We start from the raw sequence: 26,123 nt of genomic DNA on the forward strand, positions 1-26,123 counted from the left end.
TCTTATCTCCTTTGATATCAACGGGGGTCGTTCCAGGTTGTGACAGAGGCCCAGGTCACTGGAAGGTTACCATTAGATCGTCTTTTCTCGCAGCAGACGGAGGAAAGCCTCGCCGTACTGCTGGAGCTTCTTCGGCCCCACGCCGCTCAGGGCCAGGAATTCGGCTTCCGTGGCGGGCCGGAACCGGGCCATCTGCTGGAGGGTGGCGTCGCTGAAGATCACGTAGGCGGGAACGCCCCGGACATCGGCGAGCTGCTTCCGCAGGGCCTTCAGGTCCCGGTAGAGCGCCTCCTCGCCATCCACGGGGCCCTCGGGCAGGGGTGGGCGGCTGCCGCGCGGCGAGCCGCGCTTGGCCTTGCCGGGTTTCGGCGCGGCTTCCAGAGGATCCGCCCCGGAGCAGACATCGCAGGAGGCTCCGCAAGGCTCCATGCGCTCCCCGAAGTGGGCCAGCAGGGCCTGGTGGCGGCAGCGCGTGGCATCCGCCAGGCGGAAGAGGTCCCGGGTCTGCCGCTGCTGTCCCTGGGCCAGGTTCGCCTCCAGTCCGTCCGTGAAGCGGTCGTAGCTCAGCACGTCGCCCCAGCCGTAGAACATGACGCAGTCGGCGTCGGCGCCGTCACGGCCAGCTCGGCCGATCTCCTGGTACCAGCCCTCCACGCTCTTCGGCATGTCGCGGTGGATGACGTAGCGGATGTTGCTCTTGTCGATGCCCATGCCGAAGGCGACGGTGGCGACGATGACATCCACATCGTCCCGCTGGAAGGCCTCCTGGGCCGCGGAGCGCGCCGTGGCGTCCATGCCCGCGTGGTAGGCGGCGGCGAGGACGCCCTCGTCGCGCAGGAAGGCCGCCGTGCCCTCCACGGCCTTGCGCGACAGGCAGTAGATGATGCCGCTCTCGCCGCGCCGCGCCAGTACGAGCCGCAGCAGGGCCTCGCGCACGGGCGGCAGTCCCTCGGCGCCCTTGCGGTAGGCGCTGATGCGCAGGTTGGGGCGGAAGAAGGAGCCTTGCACTTCGACGGGTTTCCGCATCTCCAGCTGCTCCGCGATGTCGCGGCGCACTTCGGGCGTGGCCGTGGCTGTGAGGGCCAGGACGGGCACGCCCGGGAAGCGCCGCTTGAGGCCGGCCAGGGTGCGGTAGGCGGGACGGAAATCGTGGCCCCAGTGGCTGATGCAGTGGGCCTCGTCCACGGCAATGAGGCGCAGATCCACCTCGCGGAGCAGGTCGGCGAGGTAGAGCTCGAGGCCCTCGGGCGCCGCGTACACCAGCTCCAGCTCGCCGTTCTTGAGGGCGCGGATGCGCTCGCGGCGCGCGTCGGCGTCCAGGCTGGAGTTGAGGAAGGTGGCGCGGAGCCCGGCCTCGGTCAGCGCGTCCACCTGGTCCTTCATGAGGGCGATGAGGGGCGACACCACCAGGGTCACGCCGCCCAGCAGCCGCGCGGGCAGCTGAAAGGTGAGGGACTTGCCGGCGCCCGTGGGCATGATGCCCACCACGTCGCGACCCGCCATCACCGCCTCGATGATGGCCCGCTGCCCAGGTCGGAAGGAAGTGTAGCCGAAGGTGGCCTTGAGGGCGGACTCCAGATCCGGCGGGGCTTCCAGTCCTGCCGCCAAGCCTTTCAGCGCTGCGATGGCTTCAGCATCAAAGGCTCCGGGCTCGGTGCGGTAGCGGGCCCGCAGCCGCGCCAGCCCTTCCCGGCATTCCCCATGCGCACCCTGCGCGAGCAGGGCGCGCAATCGCTCAATCTCGTCTGGAACCTGCGCCACTCAGCAGCCGCCGTCAAGCAGCGGTCCCGCGGCCTTCCAGAACGCCTCCATCTCCTCGGGCTTCCCGAAGGTCACGCGGATGTGGTTGGGCAGGCCGTAGCCCTGCATGGGCCGCACGATCACGCCGCGCTGGAGCAGTTCCTTGAACAGCTCGGCGGCCGGGAAGGCGGTCTCCAGGAGGATGAAGTTGCCCGAAGTGCCCGAGGTCTGGCAGCGGTGCTTCGCGGCTTCCAGCACGAAGGCCGCGCGGGCCTCGGTGTTCTTCCGGCGGGAGAATGCTTCGAAGGCCAGGTCCTGCACGGCCACTTCGGCGGCGGCCTGGGCCAGGTGGTTGGTGTTGAAGGGGCTGCGCACCCGCTCCAGGAACCCCATCATCTCCCTGGACCCGAGCCCGTAGCCGATGCGGAGTCCGGCCAGGGCGTGGATCTTGGAGAAGGTGTGGAGAACCAGCAGGTTCGGGCGCTGGTCCAGGTAGGCCGCGGCATCCGGGTACGTGGCGGGATCCTCGTACTCGGCGTAGGCCTGGTCCACCACGAGGACGATGTCCTCCCGAAGCTCTCGCACCAGGCGTTCCAGCTCGGACCTCTCCAGGCGGATGCCCGTGGGGTTGTTGGGATTGCCGAGGTAGACGAGGCGGGTATCCGCCGCCACGGAGCGCAGGATGTCGTCGACGTCCAGCTCCGTGGCCGAGGCCCGGGATTCGATGACGCGGCCGCCGGCCGTCTGGGTGGCGATGCCGTAGATGGCGAAGCTGTGCTTCGGTATGACCGAGCTGCCGCCATCCAGGAAGGCGGCCTTGGCCACCATCTCCAGGATCTCGCTGCTGCCATTGCCCAGCACCACGCGGTCCAGGTCCAGGCCCTTGCGCTCGGCGATGCGCTGGCGGAGGTAGTAGCCGTCGCTCACGGGGTAGAGGCCCAGGCCCTCGAACTCGGAGCCGGAGATGACCGCGGCCACCCGGGCCTTCACGGCATCGGTGGGGCCCCAGGGGTTCTCGTTGGAGGCGAGCTTGACGATGGAGGTGAGGCCCAGCTCGCGCTGGACTTCCTGGATGGGCTTGCCGGGGACGTAGAGCGGGATCCGCGCCAGGTGTTCGAAGGCGGGAAGGGCGGAAAGGCTGGTGTTCATCAGGCGGGCCGTTCGGAGAGGACCTTGTCGACGATGCCGTATTCCAGCGCCTCCTCGGCACCCATGAAGTAGTCGCGGTCCATGTCCTTCATGACCTTCTTCAGGGGCTGGTTCGTGTGCTTGGCGAAGGTGGCGGCCAGGTTCTCCTTCAGGCGCTGGATCTCCTTGAAGGTGATCTCGATCTCGGTGGCCTGGCCCTGGGCGCCGCCGCTGGGCTGGTGGATCATGATGCGGGCGTTGGGCAGGGCGAAGCGCTTGCCCTTGGTGCCCGCGGCCAGGAGATGAGCGCCCATGGAGGCGCACTGGCCGATGCAGTAGGTGACGATGTCGTTCTTCACGAACTGCATGGTGTCGTAGATGGCCAGGCCCGCGGTGACGCTCCCGCCGGGGCTGTTGATGTAGATCTGGATGTCCTTGTCCGGGTCCTCGCTCTCGAGGAAGAGCATCTGGGCCACGATGGCGTTGGCCACGTTGTCGTCGATGGCCGTGCCCAGGAAGATGATGTTGTCCTTCAGCAGGCGCGAATAGATGTCGTAGCTGCGCTCGCCGCGCGGCGTCTGCTCGATGACGATGGGGGGATAGTAGCTGCTGGGCATGGGCCCTCCGGCTGGCTCATCAGGATAGCAAGAAGGCGCCATGGGGCGCCTTCTCTGGGTGGTCTGCGCAGACCGCTATTTCTTGGCCGCGGGCTTCTTGGCCTTGGGCTTGTCCTCGGCGGGCTCGTCCTTCTTGGCCGCGGCCTTCTTGGGCTTCTCAGCGGCGAGCTCATCCTTCTTGGCGGCCTTCTTGGGTTTCTCCTCGGCCTCGGGCTCGGACTTGGCCTTCTTGGCTGCAGGCTTCTTGGCAGGAGCCGCCTCCTCCTCGTGGCCATGCTCGTGACCGTGATCATGGTCGTGGTCGCAATCGGGGCCGTGGACGTGGCCGGCCGGGGCCACCGCAGCGGGCTCGCCACCCTCCTGGCCTTCCAGGTCGCCGCCCTCCAGGCCGCCGGCGTCGAAGCGGTTCACGGGAAGGCCCGCCTCGCGCTTGCGCTCCAGCTCGACCAGGGCCTCGAAGGCCGCCTTGTCCAGCTGCTCCTCCGTGACCTTGGCGGTGGCGAGCAGATGGGTGAAGATGCGGTCGGTGCGGAGGCGGCCCTTGATCTCGGTGGTGTTGCCGCGGCGCTCGAGCTCGGCTTTGAAGGCCTCGAAGGGCTGCTGCACCTGGTTCTCGGCCATGAAGTTCCGGATCTCCGTGTCGATGTCGGCCTCGGGCACCTCAATATTCTCGGCATTGCCGATGGCCTGGAGCAGGTAGCCGCTGCGGACGGCGCGCTCGGCGTCGTTGAGGCGGTACTGGCGGTAGCCCTGCCAGTTCACCTTCTTGGGGTCCATGCCCTGGCGGGCCACGTGCTGGGCGAACTCCTGGCAGTAGTCATCAAGCTGCAGGGCCACCATGGAGCGGGGCACCTCGAAGGGCGCGGCCTCCAGCAGGGTGTCGAGCATGTTGGCGTGGAGACGGGCCACGGCGTCACGCTCGGAGGCCTCTTCCAGGTCCTTCTTCACGGCGGCCTTCAGGGCCTCCAGGTTCTCGAAGGCGCCCATGTCCTTGGCGAAGTCGTCGCCCAGGACGGGCACTTCCTTGCGACGGATGTCCTTGACCTGCACCTCGTAGGCCAGGGTCTTGCCGGCGAGGACCTTGTTGGCGTCGTCATCCGGATGGGTGAGGTTGAAGGCCTTCTTCTCGTCGACCTTCATGCCGAGGATCTGGGCGTCGAAGGGACGCTTGCCGTCGATCTCCAGCACCTGGTCCTGGTAGGTCTGGGCCTTGAGGCCCTGGGGCTTCACGCGGATGTCGCAGGTGGCGACGAGGCCCTCGGCCACCGCGCCGTCCTCCACGGGCAGGAGCTTGGTGGCCCGCTGGCGGAGCCCCTCCAGGTGCTCGGCGACGGTGGTCTCGTCGATGGCACGCTTCTTCTTGGTGAGGGCCATGGCCTTGTAGTCCGGCAGGGCCACTTCGGGGGCCACGTCGAACTGAGCCCGGAAGACGGCGTCGGCGCCCTCCTTCAGGTCCAGCTTCTCCAGGGAGGGATGGGAGATGGGCAGGGCGCCGGCTTCCTGGGCGGCCTTCCAGAAGTGCTTCTCCACCAGCTGCTGGGCCACGTCGGACTGGATCTCACGGGCGTAGCGCTGCATCAGGACGGGCCGGGGCGCCTTGCCGGGGCGGAAGCCGGGGATGCGGACCTTCGGCGCGATCTTCGCCACCACCTCGTTGAAGGTGGCGCTCACCTCGGCGGCGGGCACCGTCACTTCGACGGTCTTGCGGGTGGGGGACTGGTGATGCAGGGTGGCGGACATGGATGCTCCGTGTGATGCGGGGGTCATGCGATGTGGTGCGAACGGTCGGACTCGAACCGACACGGTGTGAACCGCTGGAACCTAAATCCAGTGCGTCTACCAGTTCCGCCACGCTCGCAGGGTTGCCGAATTGTCATTGCCGGTGGTGCGCCCAGAGCGACTCGAACGCCCGACCCTCAGGTTCGAAGCCTGATGCTCTATCCAGCTGAGCTATGGGCGCGCACCGAATCCCCTAGTCTACCTGGATCACCCGGGCGCTTCGACCCCCGGGTTGGCTGGATAGAGCGCCGGATGCTGAAGGCTCTATCCAGCTTCGCCCGTGGCCTATCGGACGCGCCTTTTGGCGCGTCCTCCCGCTCGCCTCGCTCGCGGAGGCCGGAGCCGGGCGCGCACTGGGCCGACCGCCGGATCGCGGAATGGCCTGCGGGGCAGGCCATGGAGCGAGGATCCGGCGAGGAGGGCATGCGGGTCTACCGGGAAGACCCCCTGGCTTCGCCCCCTGGGTTTGTCAGGCCTGGAGGCACCAGGCATCCTCGGCGCCATTCCGGCGGAGAGTCTCCAGGGCGGTGGCGTCCAGCCCCATGGTCCGGGCTGCGGCGGCTTCGGTGCCGAGGTCGCAGGGGGTCACGCCGGGATCGTCCGTGCCCAGGGCGCAGCGCACACCGGCCGCCAGCATCCGCGGCAGGGGATGGGGCGCCACGTCGGCGGCCAGGGCCCGGTTGGAGGTGGGGCAGATGTCGACGGGAATGTGCCGCCCCGCCAGCAGGTCCAGGGTGGCGTCGTCGGCGCGGATGCCGTGGACGATGCGGGCCACGCCACCCTCCAGCACGGCTTCGCGCACGTTCGAACCCGGCCCGTTCTCGCCCGCGTGGGCGGCGACGCGCAGGCCCGCGGCCCGGGCCCGGTCGAAGACGGGGGCCCAGTCGCGGAAGGGACTGCCCTCCAGGCCGCCCGTGGAGAAGCCCTTCACGAAGGGGGGCAGCTCCGGCAGCACCAGGTCGAGGACCGAGTGGCCGTGCTTGGGGCCGAAGTGGTTCACGGCGTCCACCACCACGCAGCCCGAGACACCCTGGACCGCGGCCTCGGCCAGGCCCTCCGCCACCCCGCGCCAGAAGGCGTCGAGGCTGATCTGGCCGCGGTGGACCACGAGGAAGTGGGGCGAGGCCCAGAGGTCGAAACCCGACCCGCCACAGGCCCGCGTCCGCCGGGCCACGGCCCGCACGGCCTCCCGTACGGCCTCCCGGCTGTCCAGCAGCGTGGCGCCGAAGAGGAAGGCCTCGATGAATCCCTCGAAGGGCACGGAGCCACCGGACCACAAGGTTTCCAGCGGTCCCGGCAGCGCCAGCCTGCGCCGCCCCGCTTCGCTCCGGACCCAGGCCGGATCCAGGGCGCCCTCCAGGTGCGTATGCCGATCGATCAAGGGAATGGGGGCGGTTGGGCTCACCCGGACATTATGCTCACCGCTCGTCGGGCGCGAGGTGCAGCCTGCTCACGATTGAGACGAAGGCCAACCTGGTTGCTATGCTCGCCGCTCGCCGGATCCTCGCTCGTCAGGCTGCGCGGCAGCCTGTCTCGCGACCCGGCGGGGTTCGCCTACTCGTCGTAGTCGTCCATGCGCAGGTCGCCGGGATCGAAGCCCTCGCCGCGGCCCCGCTCGAGGGGCACGCCGCTCTCGTTGAAGGCCTCTTCGAGGTTCTCGGCCTCAGGTTCGGCGGTGAAGTCGTCCTCGATGACATGGACGCTCTTCTCCTTCTTCACGGCGCGCGGTTTGGCCGGAGCGGCCTTCTGGTTCGCGCCGCACTTGGGACAGACCGCCTCCGGCTTGCCGAAGTCGTAGAACTTCGTCGCGCATTGGAAACACGTGAACTTCTTGCCGAGATCCGCCATTGACTTGTTCCTCGCCCATGCCCAAAGGAACAAGGTTCTACCAGACTCTGATCCCGTTGTCACTTCTTATGGTGGGAGATCTCAGGCCCAGGGGGCCGGTCCCAGCTTGGAGGCATCGCCTTCACACAACTGGTTCACGACTGTGCTGGTGAAAATCCGGTGGTGGGCCTCGACGTCTTCTCCGAAGCGCTCCACGAAGGTGGCACGGCTCCGCTCGAGTTCCTCCCGGAGCAGCCCATACAGGTTGCCGTGGGTCTGGGCCTGGGCGACCTTGGTCGGGAAATAGAGCTCCACGTCCCCCACCAGGACCCGCGCCAGCCGCTCGGCGGCGGCTCGGGTCTTGGGGTCCAGGTCCAGCGCCACGGGGGCTTCGATGGGTTCGGGCACCATCTGCGTGGGGGCGCTCGAGTGGCTGCTGGGAAGGGGGGGCAGCGGCTGGAGCGAAGCCGGCGGCGGGGTCAGTGGCGGCAGGGCTGATGACGGCAGAGCGGAGGGAGGCGCGGCTGAAGGCGGCAAGGCGGCTGGCGTGGGTGGAGGCAGGGCGTGGGCGGGCTCATCCTTCCCGGCCGCGAGGCCTGCCAGGGCGGCCGAGGCCGCCAGTACGAGGGCCCGGATCAGCTCGGGGTGGTCGATCTTCTGGCGCAGGCCGCTGTCCACGAGCAGCAGGGCCACGGTCTTCCGCTTGTGGCGCAGGGGCAGGACGACCAGGTCCGCGGCCTCGAAAGAACTGAGCACCGAGACGAGGGCCGAATAGCCGGCGCCCTTCTTCCTCAGGGAGCGGCCCAGGCCCTGGATCACGGACTCCAGGTCCGGGGGGGGCACCACGGCACCCGGCTTCAGGGGGGCGCCCGCCTCGAAGCCCCGATGGGCGTACAGGGAGGCCAGCCCCTGCTTGACGATGAAGAGGGCGCTGCGCTCCACCAGAGGCTCCAGGCCGTCCAGAAGGCGCTTCAGAAGGTCGCTCTGGGAGGGGGCGCCTTCAACCAGGTCGAGGGCGGAGGAGAAGGCGGCCATGGACCCCAGGACCCCGCCCCCTTCTGTTTCAGCCGAAGCCTGGGCCGGGATGGCCTGGCGGAGCTTCTCGATCAGCGCGTCGTCGGGATGGAACCGGTCCATGGCCAGTTGCCAGGTGGCGATGACTTCCTCGAGCAGGCTCTGGTTCTTCTGGTTCACCCAGTTTTCCACCAGACCACGGAGGGCGGCGTGGATGGGCTGGTCCTCAGGACGGGCGGCGCTCATGGGGGGCTCGGGTGAAAGGTTCGGATCCAGGGTATCCCAAGTTCGGGTGGGAACCTCGCCTGCTGGTATTTGCCCTGGGGAACCGATAGGATGGCCCAGGTTCCTTGGAGATGGCGGATGGCGGATCTTTCCATTGCGATGAGACAGTCCGGCGATGTGGCGATCCTGCTTCCGGCTGGTTTCATCAACGCCCACACGGTCCGGGAGTTCGAGGAGGCCCTGGAGGGGCTGGTCCGCGACGGACGGTACACCATCCTCCTCAACTGCAGGGATCTCCATTACATCAGTTCGGCCGGCCTGGGGGCCATCATGGGCCTCATCGAGACGGTCCGGGACCACCAGGGGGACATCCTCCTGTCCGATCTCCAGCCGAACGTCTTCACGATCTTCGACACCCTCGGCTTCACCCAGCTCTACCGCGTGTTCGGCGATGAGGACCAGGCGCTCGCCGCGGTCGCGCCCGAGCGGAAGGGGTGAGCGTGGCGGTCAGCATGGAGCCAGCCGAGTTCCGACTCGTGATCCCGAGTCAGACCCGCTACCTGAACCTGGTGACGGGCCTGGCCAAGCGGGCGTCGCTGGTGGCCGGCCTCGACGACGCCACCTCCGCCAAGGTGAGCATCGCCGTGGACGAGGCCGTGACCAACGTGATCCTCCACGCCTACCACGGGGAGGGGGAGCATAGCGTCGAGCTGGAGCTGCGGTTCACCGAGCAGGCGCTGGAGATCCACATCCTCCATTCCGGCCAGGGCCTCCGCGGCGACCAGGTGGTGCTGCCGGATCCCAAGGAATACATCAAGCATCCCCGGAAGGGCGGTCTCGGCCTGCTGCTCATGAGCCGGTTCATGGACGAGGTGCGGTTCAAGGCGGACGAGGTCTCCGGCCGGAACGAGTGCTGTCTGATCAAGAAGCTGGACTGACGCCGGGTCTGCCCCCATGCCGACCAACCCCTTCGACCGTCTCCGCCAGCTGGCGTTGAAGATCCCGGAAGGGGCCCAGGAGCTGCTCCCGCTCATCGACTTCCTGGAGACCTTTCCGGACCAGGGCACGGAGGAGGACCTCGTCCACCTGGTGGGCATCACCGCCATGGGCATCGCCAAGACGGGGCAGGGTGGCCTGTGGGACGGCGGCAAGTGGCTGTTCCTGCGGGGGGCGGCGCCGGCCTTCCCCACCCACCCGGGCGAGGGCTGGCAGGTCCTGCCCTGGGCCTATGGCGAGGAGGTCTACGGTCACCTGGTGCTGCGCGCCGAGGAGCCGCCGGGGGCCGTACCGCTGCTGCTGTCCATCAGCGCCCCGCTGCTGGCCTGGCGCCGGGCCGAGGCCGTGCGCAGCTCCCAGAACCAGGCCCTGGCCCTGCAGCTCTCCCGCCTGAACACGGTGTTCGAGCTCACCCGCAACCTGGGCCAGGTGGAGACCCGGCAGGACCTGGTCCGGCTCATGGCCAACACGCTCATGGGCGAGTTCCGGATCATGCGCCTCCTGGTGGTGGATGCCCAGGGCAACGTGCTGCACGCGAAGGGGCTCGGCACCGTTCCCGGGGTGCTGGAAGGCGATGCCCTCCATGAGCTGGTGGAGGCGAAGGGGCTGGTCCACGCCGTCGAGCTGCAGGACCAGGACCACAGCCACGGCTTCGCCTATGCGGCGGATCCGGCGGTGGGGAAGCTGTCGGATGACGATGAGGTCTTCCTGCACACCCTGCTGAACCTCACCTCCTCCCAGCTCTCGAACCTGGAGTTCCGGGAGGCCCGCCGCCAGGCCGAGCGCCTGGAGAAGGACCTGGACCTGGCCCGGGACATCCAGCGCCGCCTCCTCCCCAAGGCGCTTCCCGAGCCCAGCGGCTGGCAGTGCGCCGCCGCGAACCTGCCCTACCAGGCGGTGGGCGGCGACCTCTACGACCTGTGGATGGCCCGCGACGAGGAACTGGGCGAGCGGCTCCACATCGCCGTGGGCGACATCTCCGGCAAGGGCCTCCCGGCCTCCTTGATGATGACCCAGCTCTCCGCCTTCCTCCGGGCCCTCGGGGGCCGGCGCGTGCAGGACTGGGGCAAGCTGGCGGAGCGCCTGAACCGGCGCATGAACGACGTGCGGGACGGCAACCGCTACACCACCCTGTTCGCCGCGAGCCTCAATCCCCTGACCGGCGATCTCCGGTTCGTGAACGGGGGGCACAACCCGCCCCTGGTGGTGCGGGCCAGCGGCGAGGTTGTCCGGCTGGCCCCCACGGGGCCCATGGTGGGCCTGCTCCCCGGGGCCGCCTTCGCCGAGGGCCGGGCCTCCATGGAACCGGGCGACGCGCTGGTGATCTTCACCGACGGCCTGGTGGAGGCGGAAAACGCCGCCGGCGAGGAACTGGGCGACGGGCGCCTGGCCGACGTCATCCTGCGGCGACCGCGGGCGGGGGCGGAGGAGCTGTTCGAGGCCCTGCTGGTGGAGGCCTTCCAGCACCTGGAGGACGGCCGGTTCCGGGACGACGTGACCCTGGTGGTCGTCAAGCGCATGGGCCTACCTGGCGCCTAAAGGACTGGGGCGCTTGATTCCTTTCGTATCCTGGTACCTGGAGGCAACTTCATGAACCAGGCGAAAACCCTTCTCATCATCGTGGCCATGACGGGCCTGCTGGTGTGGATCGGCGGCTACTTCGGCGGGCAGTCCGGCATGGTGCTGGCGCTGGCCATCGGTCTCGTGATGAACGGGATCAGCTACTTCTTCTCCGACAAGATCGTGCTGGCGAGCTACGGCGCCAAGGTGGTGGACCAGGCCGAGGCTCCCGAGCTCTACGCCATCGTGGCCAACCTGGCCCAGCGCGCCGGCCTGCCCACGCCCCGCATCGCCATCATCCCCGAGGACACCCCCAACGCCTTCGCCACGGGCCGCAACCCCGAGCACGCCGTGGTGGCGGTGACCGAGGGCATCATGCGCATCCTCAGCCGGCCCGAGCTGGAGGCCGTCCTCGGCCACGAGCTGGGCCACGTGAAGCACCGGGACATCCTCATCGGCAGCCTGGCGGCCGTGCTGGCCCAGGCCATCATGTTCCTATCCCGGATGGCCTTCTGGATCTCGCCCCGCGACGAAGAGGGCCGCTCCAACCCCCTGGCGGGCATCGCCATCATGATCCTGGGCCCCCTGGCGGCCATCCTGCTCCAGATGGCGGTCAGTCGCTCCCGCGAGTACCTGGCGGACGACTACAGCGCCCACCTCACCGGCCGGCCGGACATGCTGGCCTCGGCCCTGGAGCGTCTGCAGGCCTACAACCAGCAGCTGCCCATGGCGTCCGCCGAGCCCGCCACGGCGCACATGATGATCGTGAACCCCCTGAGCGGGGGCGGCCTCATGAGCCTCTTCTCCACCCATCCCCCCATGGAGGTCCGGGTGGAGCGCCTGCGGCGCATGCCCATCGAGGCCCGCTAACGGTCAGACGTTGAACAGGAAGTTCATCAGGTCGCCATCCTTGACGACGTAGTCCTTGCCTTCCGTGCGCATCTTGCCGGCGTCCTTGGCGCCCTGCTCGCCCTTGTACTGGATGAAGTCCTCGTAGGCGATGACCTGGGCGCGGATGAAGCCCTTCTCGAAGTCCGTGTGGATGACGCCGGCGGCCTGGGGGGCCGTGTCGCCCTTGTGGATGGTCCAGGCCCGCACCTCCTTCACCCCGGCGGTGAAGTAGGTCTGGAGGCCCAGCAGGTCGTAGCTGGCGTGGATGAGCACGTTCAGGCCGGGCTCGGAGAGGCCCGCCTCCTCCAGGAACAGGGGCCGGTCCTCCTCGGGCAGGTCCTGGATTTCCGCCTCCAGCTTGGAGCAGATGGGGATGCAGGGGGCCTCTCGCTCGGCGGCCAGCTCCTGGAGCTTCCGGTAGTGGGCGTTGCCTTCGGGGTTCCGGATGTCCTCCTCCCCGATGTTGCCCACGAAGAGGGTGGGCTTGAGGGTGAGCAGGCCGTAGGACTTGATCAGGGTCTTGTCCTCCGCGGACAGGCCCGCCGTCCGGGCCCACTTGCCGCCATCCAGGGCGGTGAAGACCCGCTCCAGCACGGCCACCAGGGCCTGGGATTCCTTGTTGCCGGTCTTGGCGATCTTCCGGTGGCGCTCCAGGCCTTTCTCCACCGCGTCCAGGTCCTTGATGACCAGCTCGGTCTCGATGATGCCCAGGTCCCGCTCGGGGTTCACGCCGCCCTCCACGTGGGTGACGTTGCCGTCCTCGAAGCAGCGGACCACCTGCACGATGGCGTCCGTCTCCCGGATGTGGCCCAGGAAGGCGTTGCCCAGGCCCTCGCCCTTGCTGGCGCCGCGAACCAGGCCCGCGATGTCCACGAACTCCTGGGCCGCGGGGAGGATGCGCTGGGGCTTCACGATCTCCGCCAGGGCCGCCAGGCGCGGATCGGGCACATCCACCACGCCCGTGTTGGGCTCGATGGTGCAGAAGGGGTAGTTGGCCGAAGCCGCGCCCGCACGGGTGAGGGCGTTGAAAAGGGTGGACTTTCCCACATTGGGGAGACCCACGATGCCACAGGCGACAGCCATTCCATCCTCCAAGCCCTCCAGTATCGCCTACCGGAGATGTGACGAAAAGAACGGCTTCTGGCCCTTGCGCGGGAAGCCCGTCCGCCATAACCTCCCCGCCAAGGTCGCGGATGGGCGAAAGGGAGGCAGCATGATCGTGCGGGCGGAATGGCCGGGCTATGTGGTGGACGTCCTTGTCCGCCCCGGCCAGGAGGTGGAGGAGGACGAGCCCCTTATGATCCTCGAGGGCACGGACGCCTCCCGCACCGCCTTCTACATCAACGCCCCGGAGTGCGGGAAGGTCCGCGAGGTCCTCATGGAGGAAGGCGATTTCGCCTACGAGGACGACGACCTGGTGGTGATCGGCGACTCCGACAAGGACGAATGACGCGGCAGACCGCTACACTGGGGCCATCGTCCTTTTCGAGAGGTGTTGGATGGCGCTGGTGCGGGCCGAGATGGCTGGGAAGGTCCTGGAAGTCTGCGTGGCGGAAGGGGATTCCGTGGGCGAGGACCAGGATCTGGTGATCATCGAGTCGATGAAGATGCAGATTCCCGTGGGAAGCCCCGAGGAAGGGACGGTCAGCAGGGTGTTCGTGGCCCCGGACCAGTTCCTCAACGAGGGGGATCCCATCGTCGAACTTTCGTGAGGTTTCTCGTGCGCGAAATGCTTGGTGTTGAGGTCTCGCGTATCCCCGCAGGGGATACCGAGAAGATGCAGATTCCCGTGGGGAGCCCCGAGGAGGGGACGGTCAAGAAGGTCTTCGTGACCCCGGACCAGTTCCTGAACGAGGGGGATTCCATCGTCGAGCTGGGCTGATGGAGATCCGCGTCGAACGCCTCGGGGGGGCCGATGCGGGCCTGGTCCTGCTGGGCCTGGATCGCCCGGAGGCGAAGAACGCACTGGGCCGGCAGCTCATGGCGGAGTTCCGCCAGGCCCTCGCGGATCTGCGCTTCGACCCGGCTGTCCGGGTGGTGGTGATGCACAGCCTGGTGCCCGGCGTCTTCTGCGCCGGGGCGGACCTGAAGGAGCGGGCCGGCATGGCCCCGGCGGAGACCGCCGCCTTCGTGCACGGCCTGCGGAGCGCCTTCACGGAGCTGGAGGACCTGCCGGTGCCCGTCATCGCGGTCCTGGAAGGGGCGGCCTTCGGCGGCGGCCTGGAACTGGCCCTGGCGGCGGACCTCCGCGTGGCGGGTACCGACGCGAAGCTGGGCCTGGTGGAGACGGCCCTGGCCATCATCCCCGGCGCCGGAGGCACCCAGCGCCTGCCGAGGCTCATCGGCGCCTCCCGCGCCAAGGAGCTGATCTTCACGGCCCGCCGCATCGGAGCGGAGGAGGCCGGGCGCCTGGGGATCGTGGATCGGGTGGTTCCCGCGGGTGGCGCTTTGGACGCGGCCCTGGCCCTGGCGCGGGAGATCCTCCCCAATGGACCCGTGGCGCTGCGCATGGCCAAGCTGGCGGTGAGCCGGGGTCTTGAGATGGACCGGGACTCGGGCCTGGCCTTCGAGCAGGCCTGCTACGCCCAGGTCATCCCCACCAAGGATCGGCTCGAGGGGCTGGCCGCCTTCCGGGAAAAGCGGAAACCCCAGTACCGGGGCGAATGATGTCGGATCATCACCACCATCACGGGCCCAGCACCACTGGGCGCCTGGCCTGGAGCGCCGGCATTTTCTTCGCCAGCTTCGTCCTCCAGGGCCTCGGCGGGTGGTGGACTGGCTCCATTGGCCTGGTGAGCGACAGCCTGGAGAACCTAAACGATGTGCTGGTGAACAGCCTGGGCATCCTGAGCCTCTGGCTGGCCAACCGCCGGGACCCCGACGACCGCTGGACCTTCGGCTGGCACCGCCTGGAGGTGTTCAACAGCCTCGTGGGCGTGGGATTTCTCCTGTTTCTCGCCGGGGCCGTGGGCTGGGAGGCCCTGGCCCGCTTCCGCCACCCCGTGCCCATCCAGACCGGCTGGGTGCTGGTGTTCTCGGGCATCGGCCTCCTGCTGAACATCGCGGCCACGGTGGTGCTGGTGCCCCGGGACCGCAGCCTGCTGGAGCGGGACGCCAACCTGCGCGCCGCCTACCTGCACGCCTTCGCCGACAGCCTTACCAGCGTGTCCCTCGTGGGGAGCATGATCCTCATCCGCCTCACGGGCTGGCGCTGGGTGGACCCGGCCATCGCCCTGGTGATCCTGGTGGTCATCCTGCGGGGGGCCGTGCTCCTGCTTCGCGACGCCGTGGGCATCCTCATGCACCGCGCCGCCTTCGAGCACGAGGCCGTGAAGGCGGAGCTGATGGCGCTGCCGGGCATCCTCGGGGTGGAGGATTTCCGCAGCTGGAAGATGTGCAGCCACCTCACCATCGCCACCGCCCACATCATCGTGGAGGCGGACCGGCTGGGGGACACCGAGGCCCACCTGGAGCGCATCGAGCGCCTGCTGTGGGATCGCCACGGGGTCCGCCACCTCACTGTCCACTTCGAGACCCGCGAGATGGCGGACCACCACCACCACCGGTTCATCCACCAGCACGAGGTGGAGGCGGATCATCACCACTAGGCCGCTTTTACGCTTTTCATAGTCTGCAAAATCAAGGGCGGCCTCGGCCGCCCTTGATTTTGCAGGTGGGAAGGACAGAACTCAGTTGCCCATTCCATGCTTCTTCATGATGGCGGCGCGTTGGGTGTCGTACTCGGCCTGGGTGATGAGCTGGCCGTCGAAGAGCTCCTTGAGCTCGGTCAGCTCGTCCTTGAGCGACTTGGCGGGGGCGGCCGGCGCGGCGGGCGCGCTGCCAGCGGGGAAGCCCTGCTGGCCCATCTGCTGGGCGGCGCCGGTCATCTGCTGGCCCATCATGTTGCCCATGCCGAAGCCCAGGCCCACGCCCATGCCCATGCCGGCCACGCCGCCGGGGTTCTGGGCGGCGAGCGGGATGCTGTCGGCCACCTGCATCTGCGTGTAGGCGCCCATGACGGGGGCCATCATGCCCACGCCGGTGCGCTTGTCCATCATGGCTTCCACTTCCTCGGGGAGGCTGATGTTCTCCACGAAGAACTTGGACAGCTCCAGGCCCATGGTCTTGAACTCGTCCTGGAGCTTCTGTTTCACGAGGTCCGAGATTTCGTCGTACTTGGCGGCCAGGTCCAGGGCGGGGATCTTGGCTTCGCCGAGGGTGTCCGTGAAGCGGCTCATGATGGTCTTGCGGAGCTGCTCGGAGATGTCGGGCACGGTGTAGACGCCGTTGGTGCCCACCAGCTGCTTGAGGAAGGTGCCGCTGTCCACCACCTTGATGGAGTAGATGCCGAAGGCCCGGATGCGCAGCATGCCGAAGTCGGCGTCGCGCATCATGATGGGGTTCGAGGTGCCCCACTTCAGGTCGTTGTAGAGCTTGGTGGAGATGAAGTAGACGTCGCTCTTGAAGGGGCTCTCGAAGCCGTACTTCCAGCCCTTCAGCGTGGCGAGGATGGGCAGATTCTGGGTGGTGAGGTTGTGCGTGCCGGGCTTGAACACGTCCGCCAGCTGGCCCTCGTTGACGAAGACGGCCTCCTGGCTCTCTCGCACCACCAGCTTGCCGCCGTTCTGGATCTCCTGCCCGCGCATGGGGAAGCGCCAGGCCAGCGTGTCGTTGGAATCATCCAGCCATTCGAGGATGTCGAGGAATTGGGCTTTGCCCCAGTCCATCAGACCCATGTGTCGTTCTCCTTGCGGCATCGGCCGCACGTACGATTCTAGGCCGGGCTGTCAAGCCGGACAGGCCGCGCGATGGGAAAAACCGGCGAACGATCGCCGCAGGTCGGGGAGCCCCCGTCAGCGGCTTCCCTTGACCATGCGGACGGCGCCATCGGCCTTGCCCTTGGCGCCGGGCTGGTCGATGCGGGCCTTGCTGTGGACCATGTGGGTGTCGCTGTCGATGATGCAGCGCCAGCCCCGCTCCTCGCCGGGCATGCGGAGATCCACCTCCCAGCCCCCGGAGGCGCCGTTCAGGGGGATGCGCCGGGCGCTGACGGCCCGGCCGCCGGTTTCGCGCTCGGCGATGGACTTGGCCTCGCCGGCGGTCTTCACGGGGCCGCCCGAGTGCTTGCGGGATCTGGGGGTGCCTGCGGACAGGACAAGGGCGGGGACCAGCGCCAGGGCGGCGCCGAAGGTCAGGGCACGCATGGAGACTCCGGGGTTTGCCAGGATTCTAGTCCCGGGCGGGATCCGACCGCAATCAGGCGCGGTAGAGCGCCGCGCCCCAGTGCAGGCCGGAGCCCAGGGCCGTGAAGGCCACCAGGCCGCCGGGGCGCAGCAGGCCCTGCTGGCGGCACTCGTGGAAGAGGATCGGCAGGGTGGCCGCGGTGGTGTTGCCGTAGCGCTCGATGTTGTGGGGCACCTTCTCCGGCGGGAGGCCAAGGGCCTTCTGCACGCCCTCGATGATGCGGAGGTTCGCCTGGTGCACCAGGACCAGGTCCAGGTCCGCCACCGTCACGCCCGCTTCGTCGCAGACGTCCCGCACCGCCTGCGGCATGAGGGTCACCGCGGACCGGAAGACCTCCTTGCCGGACATCACCGGAAGGGTCTCGCCGGCTTCGATCTGCGCCTGGTCCACGAAGGGCCGGCGCTTGAAGCTGGCGCCCGGCATGGTCAACACGCCCGCCCGGGTGCCATCGGTGAAGAGCTTCGTCTTCAGGAGGCCGCGGTCCTCGTCCCGCGCCTCGATCACCACGGCGCCGGCCCCGTCGCCGAACAGGACGGTGCGGTCCCGGCTGGCGGTGTTCTCGGCCTTCTCCGCGTCGGTGACCTCGCGCGTCGAGCGGCCGATCACCGTATCCCAGCCCAGGTGCCAGGGCATGAAGCCCGTGTGCACCTCGGCCCCCACCAGCAGGACCTTCCGGTACCGGCCGCTCTGGATGAGCAGGTCCGCCAGCTCCAGCCCGTAGAGGAAGCCGCTGCACTGCTGCCGAATGTCGAAGGTGGGGAGGTCCGTGCGGAGGCCCAGCGCCGCCTGCAGCAGGGGGCCATCGCCGGGGAGGACGTGGTCGGGCGTCATGGTGGCGAACACCACCGCATCGAGGTCTCCGGGCGCCAGCCCGGCATCGGCCAGGGCGGCCCGGGAGGCCAGCACGCCCAGGTCGGTGGAGCCCTGGCCGGGCTCTGCGAAGCGCCGCTCCTGGATGCCGCTGCGGGTCCGGATCCACTCGTCCGAGGTGTCCATGATCCCCGCCAGGGCCGCGTTCGTGACGACGTGCGGAGGCAGGCCGATGCCGGTTCCAGTGATCACGCTTCGCATGGATTTCCTTTTCTCGTGAGGGCGCGCCAGCATATCCGGATTCCAGGCCGGAGCCAAATCCGGCCCGGGAGCCAGGAACGGCGGCTCAGCCTTCGCTGATTCCGAGCACCCGGAGGGCGTTGGCCTGGTCGCTGGGGCGTTCCAGCCGGGCTCCCTCCACCTTGAGCGTGTGGAGACGCAGGGCTCCGTCCGCGAAGCCGAGCAGCACGCCATCCCTCAGGGCGAGGAAGCGTCCCTGGGGGCAGGGCAGGTCCGTGGGCAGCGCCCAGGCCACCTTGACGGAGCCCTCGGCGGTCTCGAGGAAGGCGTTGGGCCAGGGGTCGGCCACGGCCCGGATCTGGTTGAAGGCCTCCTGGGCCGTCATGGCGAAATCGAGCCGGGAGTCGGCGGGCTTCCGCCCTCCGAAGTAGGTGGAGGGTCCCAGGGTCTTCTGGTCGATGCGGGGGAGGCTCCCGTCCACCAGGCCAGGGATGGCCTCCCGCACGAGGCCCCGACCGGCGTCCGCGGCCTTCTGCGTGAGGCTGAGGGCGGTCTCGTCCCAGTCGATGGGGAGGCGGGCCTGGGCCAGGATGTGGCCGTCGTCGGGCTTGGGCGTCATGGCGTGCAGGGTGATGCCTGTTTCACCCTCGCCCTTCACCAGCACCCAGTTGATGGGCGCCCGGCCCCGGTACTTCGGCAGCAGGCTGCCGTGCAGGTTGTAGGCCCCCAGCCTCGGGATCTCCAGGAAGCGTGCCTGGATCATCTCCCGGAAGTAGAAGCTGAAGAGGAAGTCGGGCCGATGCGCACGGATGGCCTCGAACACCTCGTCGGCGTTGAAGGCGGGGGCCATGTGGACCGGGATCCCGTGGGCCTCGGCCACCACCGCTGGCGGCGTGAACCACTGCTCATCGGCCCCCTGGGCGTAGGTGTACAGGGCCTTCACCTCCACCCCGGCCTCCACCAGTCCCTGCAGGGCCGAGGTCCCCACGCTGGAATAGGCACACACAACGGCAGTCGGGCGCGGCATAATTCCTCCACGTCCAGCATCTCATAACCCGTTGACCTTCCTGTCCGTAGCCCTATGTTGTGCCGGGAGCTTCCATGCGCCTGCGTGTCCTGCCGTTGCTGTTCGGCGCCGTGCTGCTGGCGGCTGGCGAGGATCCCTTCGAACCGCCGCCGGAGGTCCAGGCCTTCGCGCGCCAGCAGACCAATGGCCGACCGAGCATCCCTTCCAAGGTCTCCACCCTGCTCCGGGCCTTTTTCTCCCCGCCCGAGGAGGGCGGGCTGGGGATCGTCTATGACAATGCCTACACCCGGACACCCAAGGAGGTCTGGCGGGATCGCAAAGCCAACTGCCTCGGCCTCACTGCGCTTTTCGTGGGCGCATGCAAGTCGATCGGCCTCGAGGTGCGGTACGGCGAACCCCTGCGGATCAGCCGCTGGCGCCGGGTGGGCACGACGGTGCGATTCGAGCGGCACGTGGTGGCCGTGGTGCAGGGCGCGACCCTGGGACAGGAGCTGGTGGCCGATTTCCTGCCCGAGGTGCGCCGGGATAGCCTGCTGATCGCCCCGCTCGAACCGAAGCGCGTGCAGGCCCTCTACTTCAGCAACCGGGCGGTGGAGCTGCTGGCGGAGGAGAAGCCGGAGGAAGCCCTCCACGCCGCCCGCCACTCCATCGAAGTGGACCCGGCCCTGGGCGTGGGCTGGAACATCCTGGGAGTGGTCCAACGGGCCCAGGGACACGACGCCGACGCCGAGGCGTCGTTCCGGAAGGCCCTCTCGGAAGATCCCAAGGACGGTGCCCCCTGCGGAAACCTGGAGAACCTCCTCCGGGCCCAGGGCCGCACGGAGGAAGCGATCGCCTACCGCGAGCGCGGTCTGGAGATCCGGAAGCGGGACCCCTTCTTCAACGCCTTCCTGGCCGAAGAGGCCCTCGGGGAGCAGCAGTGGGACGAGGCGGGACGGCGCATCAAGCAGGCCATCCGGCTGCTTCCCTATGAGCCGGAGTTCTACTGGATCCAGGCCCGGGTGGCCCTGGCCCAGGGCCGGACGAAGGATGCCATCAAGTCGCTGGAGAAGGCCCGCAAGTGGGCCCAGCCCGAGGCGCAGGCCCGCTACGACAGCAAGCTCTCGCTGCTCCGGAACATCAAGCCCGATTGATTCCGGGAGGTCAGTTGGCCTCCAGCTCCGCCAGGCGGGCCTGGGCGTCGGCGCTGTCAGGATGATGGAGCAGGCACTCGCGCAGGTAGCGGCGCGCCCCGTCGAGGTCTTCCAGCTCCCGCCTCGCCTCCGCCAGGTGGATCAGGGCCTCTTCGGACTGGCTGTCCACCTGGAGGGCCTGCCGCCAGTGGCTTTCCGCCCGGTCCCAATCGCCCAGTTCCGCACAGGAATGCCCCGCGTCCATCAGGAACCCCAGGTTGCGGGGGTCCATCCGCACCGCATGTTCCAGGTCCAGGCGGGCGGGGACGTGATCGGCCAGGTTGGCCCGGGCGAGCCCCCGCAGGTGCCAGAAATCCGCACGCTCCCGGCAGGACTCCCCCAGGCCGTTCAGATAGGGGAGCAGGGCCTCCCAGGCTTCCAGGCCGGCGAGGCAGTCGGCCTGGAGGAGCAGGAGGTCCGTGTCGTCGGGGGCCTGCTGGAGCAGGGTCGCGACCTCTCCATAGGCGGCCTCGAATTCCCCCAGGGCCACCCGGACCTGCAGGAGAAGCGGCGGACGATGGTCGCCCCGGCGATCCGGCGGGATCTTCTCGAGGAGCTGCTTCGCGAAAGCCGGGTCACCCTCCCACCAGAAGGCGAATTCCGCCCGGCGGAGCTGCCACTCTTCGCGGAGGAGATCCCCCTCCGTCCCCTCCGGGAGGGTCCGCCAGGCCCGCGCCAGGCTCCCGAGCGCCTCCGCGTCGCGCTCCAGGTCGAGTGCGATCTGGTACCGCTCCATCCAGAGGCGGAAGGCGTCCGGCAATTGTCCGACGGCATCCTCCACCGTTCTCCAGGCTCCGTTGATGTCCCCCATGCGCCGCCGGGAAAGGCACTCCACGAGCCAGGGCAGGGGCTGGTTCCGGTGGTCCCGGGGGAGGCCTCCGACCAGACCCAGGGCCTCGGCGGGCCGGCCGTTCCGCAGCAGGTACATGCCCGCCGCTCCCCGGTCCCAGGGGAGCCGAGGGTCGCCATGGCGGGAGATCAGGATCGCCAGGGCGCGCTCGGCCACATCCTCACGTCCATGCTGGAACCCGGCCAGCATCAGATCCTCGAGCACCAGCGGATCATCCCAGGCCAGGGGGAGGGCGTCCTCGAACCGCGTCCAGGCCTGATGCAGGGCATCCTCGCGGCCGGAGCGCAGGAGGAGGATGCCCTGCAGGTGGCGCAGCCGGGCCATCCGCGGAGCCAGCCGGATGAACCGGTCTCCCCAGGCGATGCGGCGGAACGAAGGCGCGTCGGGAACCCGCCGGAAGGCCTGGGACACCACCAGGCGCTCCCAGAGGGGAAGGCGGGCGAGCTGGGCCTCCAGGGCATCCAGCCAGGCCCGGTCCCGGTAGCCGAGCGCCTGGTGCGCCGCGCTCCGCAGGAGGCGGATCCGATAACCCAGCTCGCCGGTGGCCAGGGGCGCCCGGGAGAGGCACTCCGCCACGGTCGAGGCGGGTTCGCCGGCGGCCCACATGGCCTCGGCGCGGGTCAGCCGCGACGGGTACAGCCAAGCCTGCCGGATCGCCCAACCCAGCCAGGCCCCGGCCAGGACCGTGAGCGGGAGGATCCACCCGAACCGGGGATCGCGGCGGAATCCCTCCAGCGACAGGAAGACCACCACGACGATCAGCAGGATGCCCAGGATTGGGCGGACGGAGACCTTCTTCATGGCTCCAGGGTACGCGACGAGCCCCGGCCGGAACCGGGGCTCGGGGGAAAAACGGGGATCAGATCTTGTTGACGTTCGCAGCCTGCGGTCCCTTGGGGCCCTGGACCACGTCGAAGCTGACCCGCTGCTTCTCCTCGAGGGTGCGGAACCCTTTGGCCTGGACGGCTGAGTAGTGGACGAAGATGTCGGCCCCACCCTCATCGGGGGTGATGAACCCGAACCCCTTCTCGGCGTTGAACCACTTGACGGTGCCTTCGGACATGACTTTCTTCCCGGGGACGGAGCCCCATAAACCTGGAGGTTGGTCGCGCGATACGCACCAGGCATGCGGATCGCGGGGGCTTGCGCCCAAGTGAAACCGGGATCCCCGGCGGGAGTCCCTCCCCCACTTTTCACGGCTGTTGAGCTGGTAAAGATGGATGGTTGACAGGGATTCTAGGGTCGGGGGTTGGGGCCTTCAAGACCCAAATGCCGGAATTCATGCTCTTGTCGTGATCTTCAGACCCGGGATGGTCGTCAGACCCAGCTGCGCCTGGGCTCCCGAAACGGAGAAAGCGGCCCCGGGGGGCCGCCTTCTGAGCACAGGGCTTCGGGGTGGATCAGTTGCCCTGCTGGATTTCCCGGCCATGCGGGGAGGCCAACCTGGGTGTTTGAACGAACCAGCGGGTCCCCACTCGGAACGCGCCATTCAGGCGCGTTCGCTCGTGATCCGCGGGGTCGCCCGTTCTCTGACCGTCAGTTGCCCTGCTGGATTTCCTTGGCGATCACCAGCCGCTGGATCTGGTTCGTTCCTTCGTAGATCTGGAGGAGCTTGGCGTCGCGCATGCACTTCTCGACCAGGTAGTCGCGGCTGTAGCCGTTGCCGCCGAGGATCTGCACGGCGTCGGTGGTGACTTCCATGGCGGTGTCGGTGGCGAAGGTCTTGGCGATGGCGCTCTGCTTGGAGTTCTTGATGCCGTTGTCGGTCATCCAGGCGGCCTGCCAGGTGAGCAGGCGGGCGGCCTCGATCTTCTTGGCCATGTCCGCCAGCATGAAGCTGATGGCCTGGTTGGCGAAGATGGGCTGGCCGAACTGGATGCGGGTCTTGGCGTACTGCAGGGCGATCTCGTAGGCGGCGCGGGCCACGCCCACGCCCCCGGCGGCCACGGCGGCGCGGGTCTGGTCCAGGGTCTTCATGGCGATGACGAAGCCCATGCCCTCCTTGCCGAGGAGGTTCTCAACGGGCACCTCGGCGTCGTTGAAGTAGAGCTCCACCTGGTTGGAGGCGCGCTGGCCCATCTTGTCCAGGGCCTTGCCCACCACCAGGCCCGGCGTGTCGCGGGGCACCACGATGCAGCTGGTGCCGCGGGCGCCCTTGCTGGGATCGGTGCTGCAGAAGAGGGCGTACCAGTCGGCGTAGCCGCCATTGGTGCAGTAGCACTTGGTGCCGTTGATGATGTACTTGTCGCCCTTCTTCTCGGCGCGGCAGGTCATGCCGCCGGCGTCGGAGCCGGCATTGGGCTCGGAGAGGGAGAAGGCCGCGAACTTGGGCTCCTCGGCGATCATGCCCAGCCACTTCTTCTTCTGCTCGGGGCTGGCGGCGATGAGCAGGGGGGTCATGGCCAAGCCGTTGGCCATGATGGAGGTGTAGAGGCCGCCGCAGCCCCAGGACAGCTCCTCGCAGACGATGGCCTCGTCCATCTGGGAGGCGCCGGGCCCGCCGCAGTCCTCGGGGACGAGGGCCTGGAGGTAGCCGAAGTCGAAGGCGGCCTTGTAAACGTCCACGGCCCACTCGCCGGTCTCGTCGTACTTGCGGGCCACGGGCCGCATGATCTTCTCGGCGAAGGTGTGGGCGCGTTCTTTTTCGGCCAGCTGTTCGGGGGTGAGCGAGAAACCGAGCATGGATGCCTCTTCAGATAGGGAGGTGGAATGGCGCGCGGATGGGGCCGGAGGGTCCAGTCTAGCGGCCTGCCCCGCGCCGCCCAAGGCCGGAGACCCTGTCGCGGAGTAGGATGACGGCGGTCACAGTGCGGCCCCGGGTTAAACTCAAGGGTTGGAGTGCCCATGACCATTCATCTGACCGACCTCGGGAAGGCCGTCCTTGAGACCGAATACGCGGTGCGGGGGCCCATCGTGGCCCGGGCGGCGGAGCTGGAGAAGCAGGGTCGCGAGATCATCTACTGCAACATCGGGAACCCCCAGTCCCTGGGCCAGAAGGCCCTCACCTGGAACCGCCAGATCCTCGCCCTCTGCGAATATCCAGCGCTGATGGACCTGGCCCCCGGAATCTTCCCGCCCGACGTGATCGAGACCGCCAAGGCCATCCTCGCCGGGACGAAGCATGGCCTCGGCGCCTACAGCGAGAGCCGCGGCGTGCGGTTCATCCGCGAGGCCGTGGCCGAGTTCATCCTGGAGCGCGACCACATGCGGGTGGATCCCGACGCCATCTTCCTGACGGACGGCGCCAGCAAGGGCGTGCAGACCATCCTGCGCCTGCTCATCGCCGGCCCCCAGGACGGCATCATGATCCCCATCCCCCAGTACCCGCTGTACTCGGCCACCATCACGCTGTACGAGGGGCGCATGGTGCCCTACTACCTGGACGAGGCCAACGGCTGGAAGCTGAGCCGCGCCATGCTGGAGGCCTCCCTGGCCCAGGCGAAGGCCGAAGGCACCCACGTGAAGGCCATCTGCGTCATCAACCCGGGCAACCCCACGGGCGCGGTGCTGGACGAGGCCAACATCGAGATGGTCATCGGGTTCGCGAGGGACCACGGGCTCTCGATCCTGGCCGACGAGGTCTACCAGGAGAACATCTACCTTCCTGGCGACGAGTTCGTGTCCTTCGCCAAGGTGCTCCACCAGATGGAGGCGAAGGATGTCTCCCTCTTCAGCTTCCACTCCTGCTCCAAGGGCTTCCTGGGCGAGTGCGGCGTGCGCGGCGGCTACTTCGAGTACCGGAACGTGCCCGAGGACGTGGCCGCCCAGATCCTCAAGCTCCAGAGCGTGAGCCTCTGCGCCAACCTGGCGGGCCAGGCCGCCACCTGCGCCATGGTGTGCCCTCCGAAGCCGGGCATGCCTTCGTACGCCCGGTACGCGGAGGAGAAGGCCGCCATCCTCGGCGCGCTGAAGCAGCGGGCCATCCTGCTGGCCGAGGGCCTGAACCGCATCGAGGGCATCACCTGCAACGTAATCGCGGGCGCCATGTACGCCTTCCCCAGCATCACGCTGCCGCCCGGCCGCACGGACTTCGACTACGCCATGGCCCTGCTCGAGCAGACGGGCATCTGCGTGGTGCCCGGCTCCGGCTTCGGCCAGGCCGACGGCACGGCCCACTTCCGGACTACCATCCTCCCGCCCACGGACAAGCTCCAGAAGGTGGTGGATGCGCTGGGCGAGTTCCACCGGAACTACCGCTGATTTCCACAGGAGACCTCATGCGCCCCGAGCACCCCATCGTCCTCATCACCGGCGCGTCCAGCGGCTTCGGCGAAGCCATGGCGCGGCTGCTGGCTTCCCAGGGCTGCCACCTCGCCCTGGGCGCCCGGCGCGTGGAGCGCGTGCAGGCCCTGGCGGACGAGCTCAGGAAGGCCCATGGCGTGAAGGTGTTCGCCGGGGCGGTGGACACCCGGCACACCGCCAGCGTTGACACCTTCGTGGCGGAAGCCGCCGCGGCGCTGGGCGGACTGCACGTCCTGGTGGCCAACGCAGGCCTGGCCAGCGGCACCTACAAGATGTGGGAAACGCCGGACGAGGACCTGGAGGCCATGATGCGCACCAATGTCGAGGGCGTGGTGAAGACCGTCCGTGCGGGCCTGCCGCACCTGCGCAAGGCCGGCTGGGGCCACGTCTTCTTCATCGGGTCCACGGCGGGCCATCAGCCCTACGAGGGCGGCAGCGTCTACTGCGCCTCCAAGTTCGGCGTGAAGGCCATGGCCCACAGCCTGCGCCTGGAGCTGAACGGTGAGCAGGTCCGTGTCACCTCCGTGGATCCAGGCATGGCCGAGACCGAGTTCTCCAACGTGCGCCTGAAGAATGGCGACAAGGCCAAGGCCGTCTACCAGGGCGTGAAGCCCCTCACCGCCTTCGATGTGGCCGAGTGCGTGCGCTGGTGCCTCATGCTCCCCGACCACGTGAACATCGACGAGATCCTCGTGAAGTGCGTGGACCAGGCCAGCGCCTACAAGCTTCATCGCCGGGGCTGAGCCAGTCCTCAGAGCCAA

General features: G+C 68.5%; 27 protein-coding genes and 2 tRNA genes. 12 read left to right on the plus strand and 17 right to left on the minus strand.

Annotation, left to right across the window (positions count from 1 at the left end; all coding sequences use genetic code 11):
• Positions 1-72: 72 nt before the first annotated feature.
• The 9 genes from MLG87_RS09785 to MLG87_RS09825 form a co-directional block, all read right to left on the minus strand.
• A complete protein-coding gene (locus MLG87_RS09785) occupies positions 73-1,731 on the minus strand; it encodes a RecQ family ATP-dependent DNA helicase (protein ID WP_243294994.1) in 1,659 nt (552 codons plus the stop codon).
• Between the two features lie 30 nt (positions 1,732-1,761).
• On the minus strand, positions 1,762-2,889 hold the full coding sequence (gene hisC, locus MLG87_RS09790) for a histidinol-phosphate transaminase (RefSeq protein WP_243294995.1): 1,128 nt from the start codon (positions 2,887-2,889) through the stop codon (positions 1,762-1,764).
• Positions 2,889-3,485 carry an ATP-dependent Clp endopeptidase proteolytic subunit ClpP gene (gene clpP, locus MLG87_RS09795; protein ID WP_243294996.1) on the minus strand — a complete coding sequence of 199 codons (597 nt, stop codon included), beginning with the start codon at positions 3,483-3,485 and terminating at the stop codon, positions 2,889-2,891. Before clpP ends, hisC begins: the two co-directional genes overlap by 1 nt.
• A 75-nt stretch (positions 3,486-3,560) precedes the next feature.
• Positions 3,561-5,225, minus strand: coding sequence for a trigger factor (gene tig, locus MLG87_RS09800; RefSeq protein WP_243294997.1), 1,665 nt, complete (start codon positions 5,223-5,225; stop codon positions 3,561-3,563).
• 33 nt (positions 5,226-5,258) lie between these two features.
• Positions 5,259-5,343: transfer RNA gene (locus MLG87_RS09805), tRNA-Leu, on the minus strand.
• Between the two features lie 25 nt (positions 5,344-5,368).
• Positions 5,369-5,445 (minus strand) — tRNA-Arg (locus MLG87_RS09810).
• A gap of 288 nt (positions 5,446-5,733) precedes the next feature.
• Positions 5,734-6,669 carry an adenosine deaminase family protein gene (locus tag MLG87_RS09815; protein WP_243294998.1) on the minus strand — a complete coding sequence of 312 codons (936 nt, stop codon included), beginning with the start codon at positions 6,667-6,669 and terminating at the stop codon, positions 5,734-5,736.
• 149 nt (positions 6,670-6,818) lie between these two features.
• A complete protein-coding gene (locus tag MLG87_RS09820) occupies positions 6,819-7,112 on the minus strand; it encodes an FYDLN acid domain-containing protein (protein WP_243294999.1) in 294 nt (97 codons plus the stop codon).
• An 81-nt stretch (positions 7,113-7,193) separates the two neighbouring features.
• Entirely contained in the window at positions 7,194-8,351 is a 1,158-nt protein-coding gene (locus MLG87_RS09825; RefSeq protein ID WP_243295000.1) for a hypothetical protein, read from the minus strand.
• A gap of 138 nt (positions 8,352-8,489) precedes the next feature.
• Here MLG87_RS09825 and MLG87_RS09830 point away from each other — a divergent pair, with 138 nt between their 5' ends.
• Genes MLG87_RS09830 through htpX form a run of 4 tightly spaced genes read left to right on the plus strand, consistent with a single transcriptional unit; the run spans position 8,490 to position 11,756 of the window.
• The gene (locus MLG87_RS09830) at positions 8,490-8,828 is read left to right on the plus strand and encodes an STAS domain-containing protein (RefSeq protein WP_243295001.1); all 339 of its coding nucleotides are present in this window, start codon (positions 8,490-8,492) and stop codon (positions 8,826-8,828) included.
• A gap of 14 nt (positions 8,829-8,842) precedes the next feature.
• On the plus strand, positions 8,843-9,268 hold the full coding sequence (locus tag MLG87_RS09835; RefSeq protein WP_243295002.1) for an ATP-binding protein: 426 nt from the start codon (positions 8,843-8,845) through the stop codon (positions 9,266-9,268).
• Between the two features lie 16 nt (positions 9,269-9,284).
• Positions 9,285-10,865 carry a PP2C family protein-serine/threonine phosphatase gene (locus MLG87_RS09840; protein ID WP_243295003.1) on the plus strand — a complete coding sequence of 527 codons (1,581 nt, stop codon included), beginning with the start codon at positions 9,285-9,287 and terminating at the stop codon, positions 10,863-10,865.
• Between the two features lie 51 nt (positions 10,866-10,916).
• Entirely contained in the window at positions 10,917-11,756 is an 840-nt protein-coding gene (gene htpX / locus MLG87_RS09845) for a zinc metalloprotease HtpX (RefSeq protein ID WP_243295004.1), read from the plus strand.
• A gap of 3 nt (positions 11,757-11,759) precedes the next feature.
• Here htpX and ychF read toward each other — a convergent pair whose 3' ends face one another.
• Positions 11,760-12,860, minus strand: a complete 1,101-nt coding sequence (gene ychF, locus MLG87_RS09850) for a redox-regulated ATPase YchF (protein WP_243295005.1) — start codon at positions 12,858-12,860, stop codon at positions 11,760-11,762.
• A gap of 130 nt (positions 12,861-12,990) precedes the next feature.
• On the opposite strand from ychF, the gene MLG87_RS09855 reads away from it, so the two are divergent.
• From MLG87_RS09855 to MLG87_RS09870, 5 genes are all read left to right on the plus strand, one after another.
• The gene (locus tag MLG87_RS09855; protein WP_243287622.1) at positions 12,991-13,227 is read left to right on the plus strand and encodes an acyl-CoA carboxylase biotin carboxyl carrier protein subunit; all 237 of its coding nucleotides are present in this window, start codon (positions 12,991-12,993) and stop codon (positions 13,225-13,227) included.
• A gap of 49 nt (positions 13,228-13,276) precedes the next feature.
• Positions 13,277-13,489 (plus strand): acyl-CoA carboxylase biotin carboxyl carrier protein subunit, encoded by a 213-nt coding sequence (locus MLG87_RS09860; RefSeq protein ID WP_243295006.1) that lies wholly within the window; start codon positions 13,277-13,279, stop codon positions 13,487-13,489.
• Between the two features lie 65 nt (positions 13,490-13,554).
• Positions 13,555-13,659: a biotin/lipoyl attachment domain-containing protein gene (locus tag MLG87_RS16395; RefSeq protein WP_482184092.1), complete on the plus strand. Its 105-nt coding sequence runs from the start codon at positions 13,555-13,557 to the stop codon at positions 13,657-13,659.
• A complete protein-coding gene (locus tag MLG87_RS09865) occupies positions 13,659-14,444 on the plus strand; it encodes an enoyl-CoA hydratase-related protein (protein ID WP_243295007.1) in 786 nt (261 codons plus the stop codon). Before MLG87_RS16395 ends, MLG87_RS09865 begins: the two co-directional genes overlap by 1 nt.
• Complete coding sequence (locus tag MLG87_RS09870) at positions 14,444-15,385, plus strand: cation diffusion facilitator family transporter (RefSeq protein WP_243295008.1); 942 nt, start codon at positions 14,444-14,446, stop codon at positions 15,383-15,385. The genes MLG87_RS09865 and MLG87_RS09870 overlap by 1 nt, the downstream gene beginning before the upstream one ends.
• An 81-nt stretch (positions 15,386-15,466) precedes the next feature.
• On the opposite strand, the gene MLG87_RS09875 is transcribed toward MLG87_RS09870, so the two are convergent.
• From MLG87_RS09875 to MLG87_RS09890, 4 genes are all read right to left on the minus strand, one after another.
• Complete coding sequence (locus MLG87_RS09875) at positions 15,467-16,513, minus strand: SPFH domain-containing protein (RefSeq protein ID WP_243287618.1); 1,047 nt, start codon at positions 16,511-16,513, stop codon at positions 15,467-15,469.
• 117 nt (positions 16,514-16,630) lie between these two features.
• Positions 16,631-16,981, minus strand: a complete 351-nt coding sequence (locus MLG87_RS09880) for a hypothetical protein (protein WP_243295009.1) — start codon at positions 16,979-16,981, stop codon at positions 16,631-16,633.
• A 52-nt stretch (positions 16,982-17,033) separates the two neighbouring features.
• A complete protein-coding gene (locus MLG87_RS09885; protein ID WP_243295010.1) occupies positions 17,034-18,092 on the minus strand; it encodes a 3-oxoacyl-ACP synthase III family protein in 1,059 nt (352 codons plus the stop codon).
• Positions 18,093-18,177: 85 nt separating this feature from the next.
• Entirely contained in the window at positions 18,178-19,098 is a 921-nt protein-coding gene (locus tag MLG87_RS09890; RefSeq protein WP_243295011.1) for a formyltransferase family protein, read from the minus strand.
• A gap of 74 nt (positions 19,099-19,172) precedes the next feature.
• On the opposite strand from MLG87_RS09890, the gene MLG87_RS09895 reads away from it, so the two are divergent.
• Complete coding sequence (locus MLG87_RS09895) at positions 19,173-20,231, plus strand: tetratricopeptide repeat protein (protein WP_243295012.1); 1,059 nt, start codon at positions 19,173-19,175, stop codon at positions 20,229-20,231.
• Positions 20,232-20,241: 10 nt separating this feature from the next.
• On the opposite strand, the gene MLG87_RS09900 is transcribed toward MLG87_RS09895, so the two are convergent.
• The 3 genes from MLG87_RS09900 to MLG87_RS09910 form a co-directional block, all read right to left on the minus strand.
• Positions 20,242-21,921: a tetratricopeptide repeat protein gene (locus tag MLG87_RS09900; RefSeq protein WP_243295013.1), complete on the minus strand. Its 1,680-nt coding sequence runs from the start codon at positions 21,919-21,921 to the stop codon at positions 20,242-20,244.
• 58 nt (positions 21,922-21,979) lie between these two features.
• Positions 21,980-22,183 (minus strand): cold-shock protein, encoded by a 204-nt coding sequence (locus MLG87_RS09905; RefSeq protein ID WP_243287612.1) that lies wholly within the window; start codon positions 22,181-22,183, stop codon positions 21,980-21,982.
• 473 nt (positions 22,184-22,656) lie between these two features.
• Positions 22,657-23,802, minus strand: coding sequence for an acyl-CoA dehydrogenase family protein (locus tag MLG87_RS09910; RefSeq protein WP_243295014.1), 1,146 nt, complete (start codon positions 23,800-23,802; stop codon positions 22,657-22,659).
• Between the two features lie 162 nt (positions 23,803-23,964).
• Here MLG87_RS09910 and MLG87_RS09915 point away from each other — a divergent pair, with 162 nt between their 5' ends.
• The gene (locus MLG87_RS09915; RefSeq protein ID WP_243295015.1) at positions 23,965-25,320 is read left to right on the plus strand and encodes an aminotransferase class I/II-fold pyridoxal phosphate-dependent enzyme; all 1,356 of its coding nucleotides are present in this window, start codon (positions 23,965-23,967) and stop codon (positions 25,318-25,320) included.
• Positions 25,321-25,337: 17 nt separating this feature from the next.
• Positions 25,338-26,105 carry an SDR family NAD(P)-dependent oxidoreductase gene (locus tag MLG87_RS09920; protein ID WP_243295016.1) on the plus strand — a complete coding sequence of 256 codons (768 nt, stop codon included), beginning with the start codon at positions 25,338-25,340 and terminating at the stop codon, positions 26,103-26,105.
• Positions 26,106-26,123 lie beyond the last annotated feature (18 nt).

It is taken from the genome of Geothrix mesophila, from assembly GCF_022808835.1.
GTDB classification, from domain to species: Bacteria; Acidobacteriota; Holophagae; order Holophagales; family Holophagaceae; genus Geothrix; species Geothrix paludis.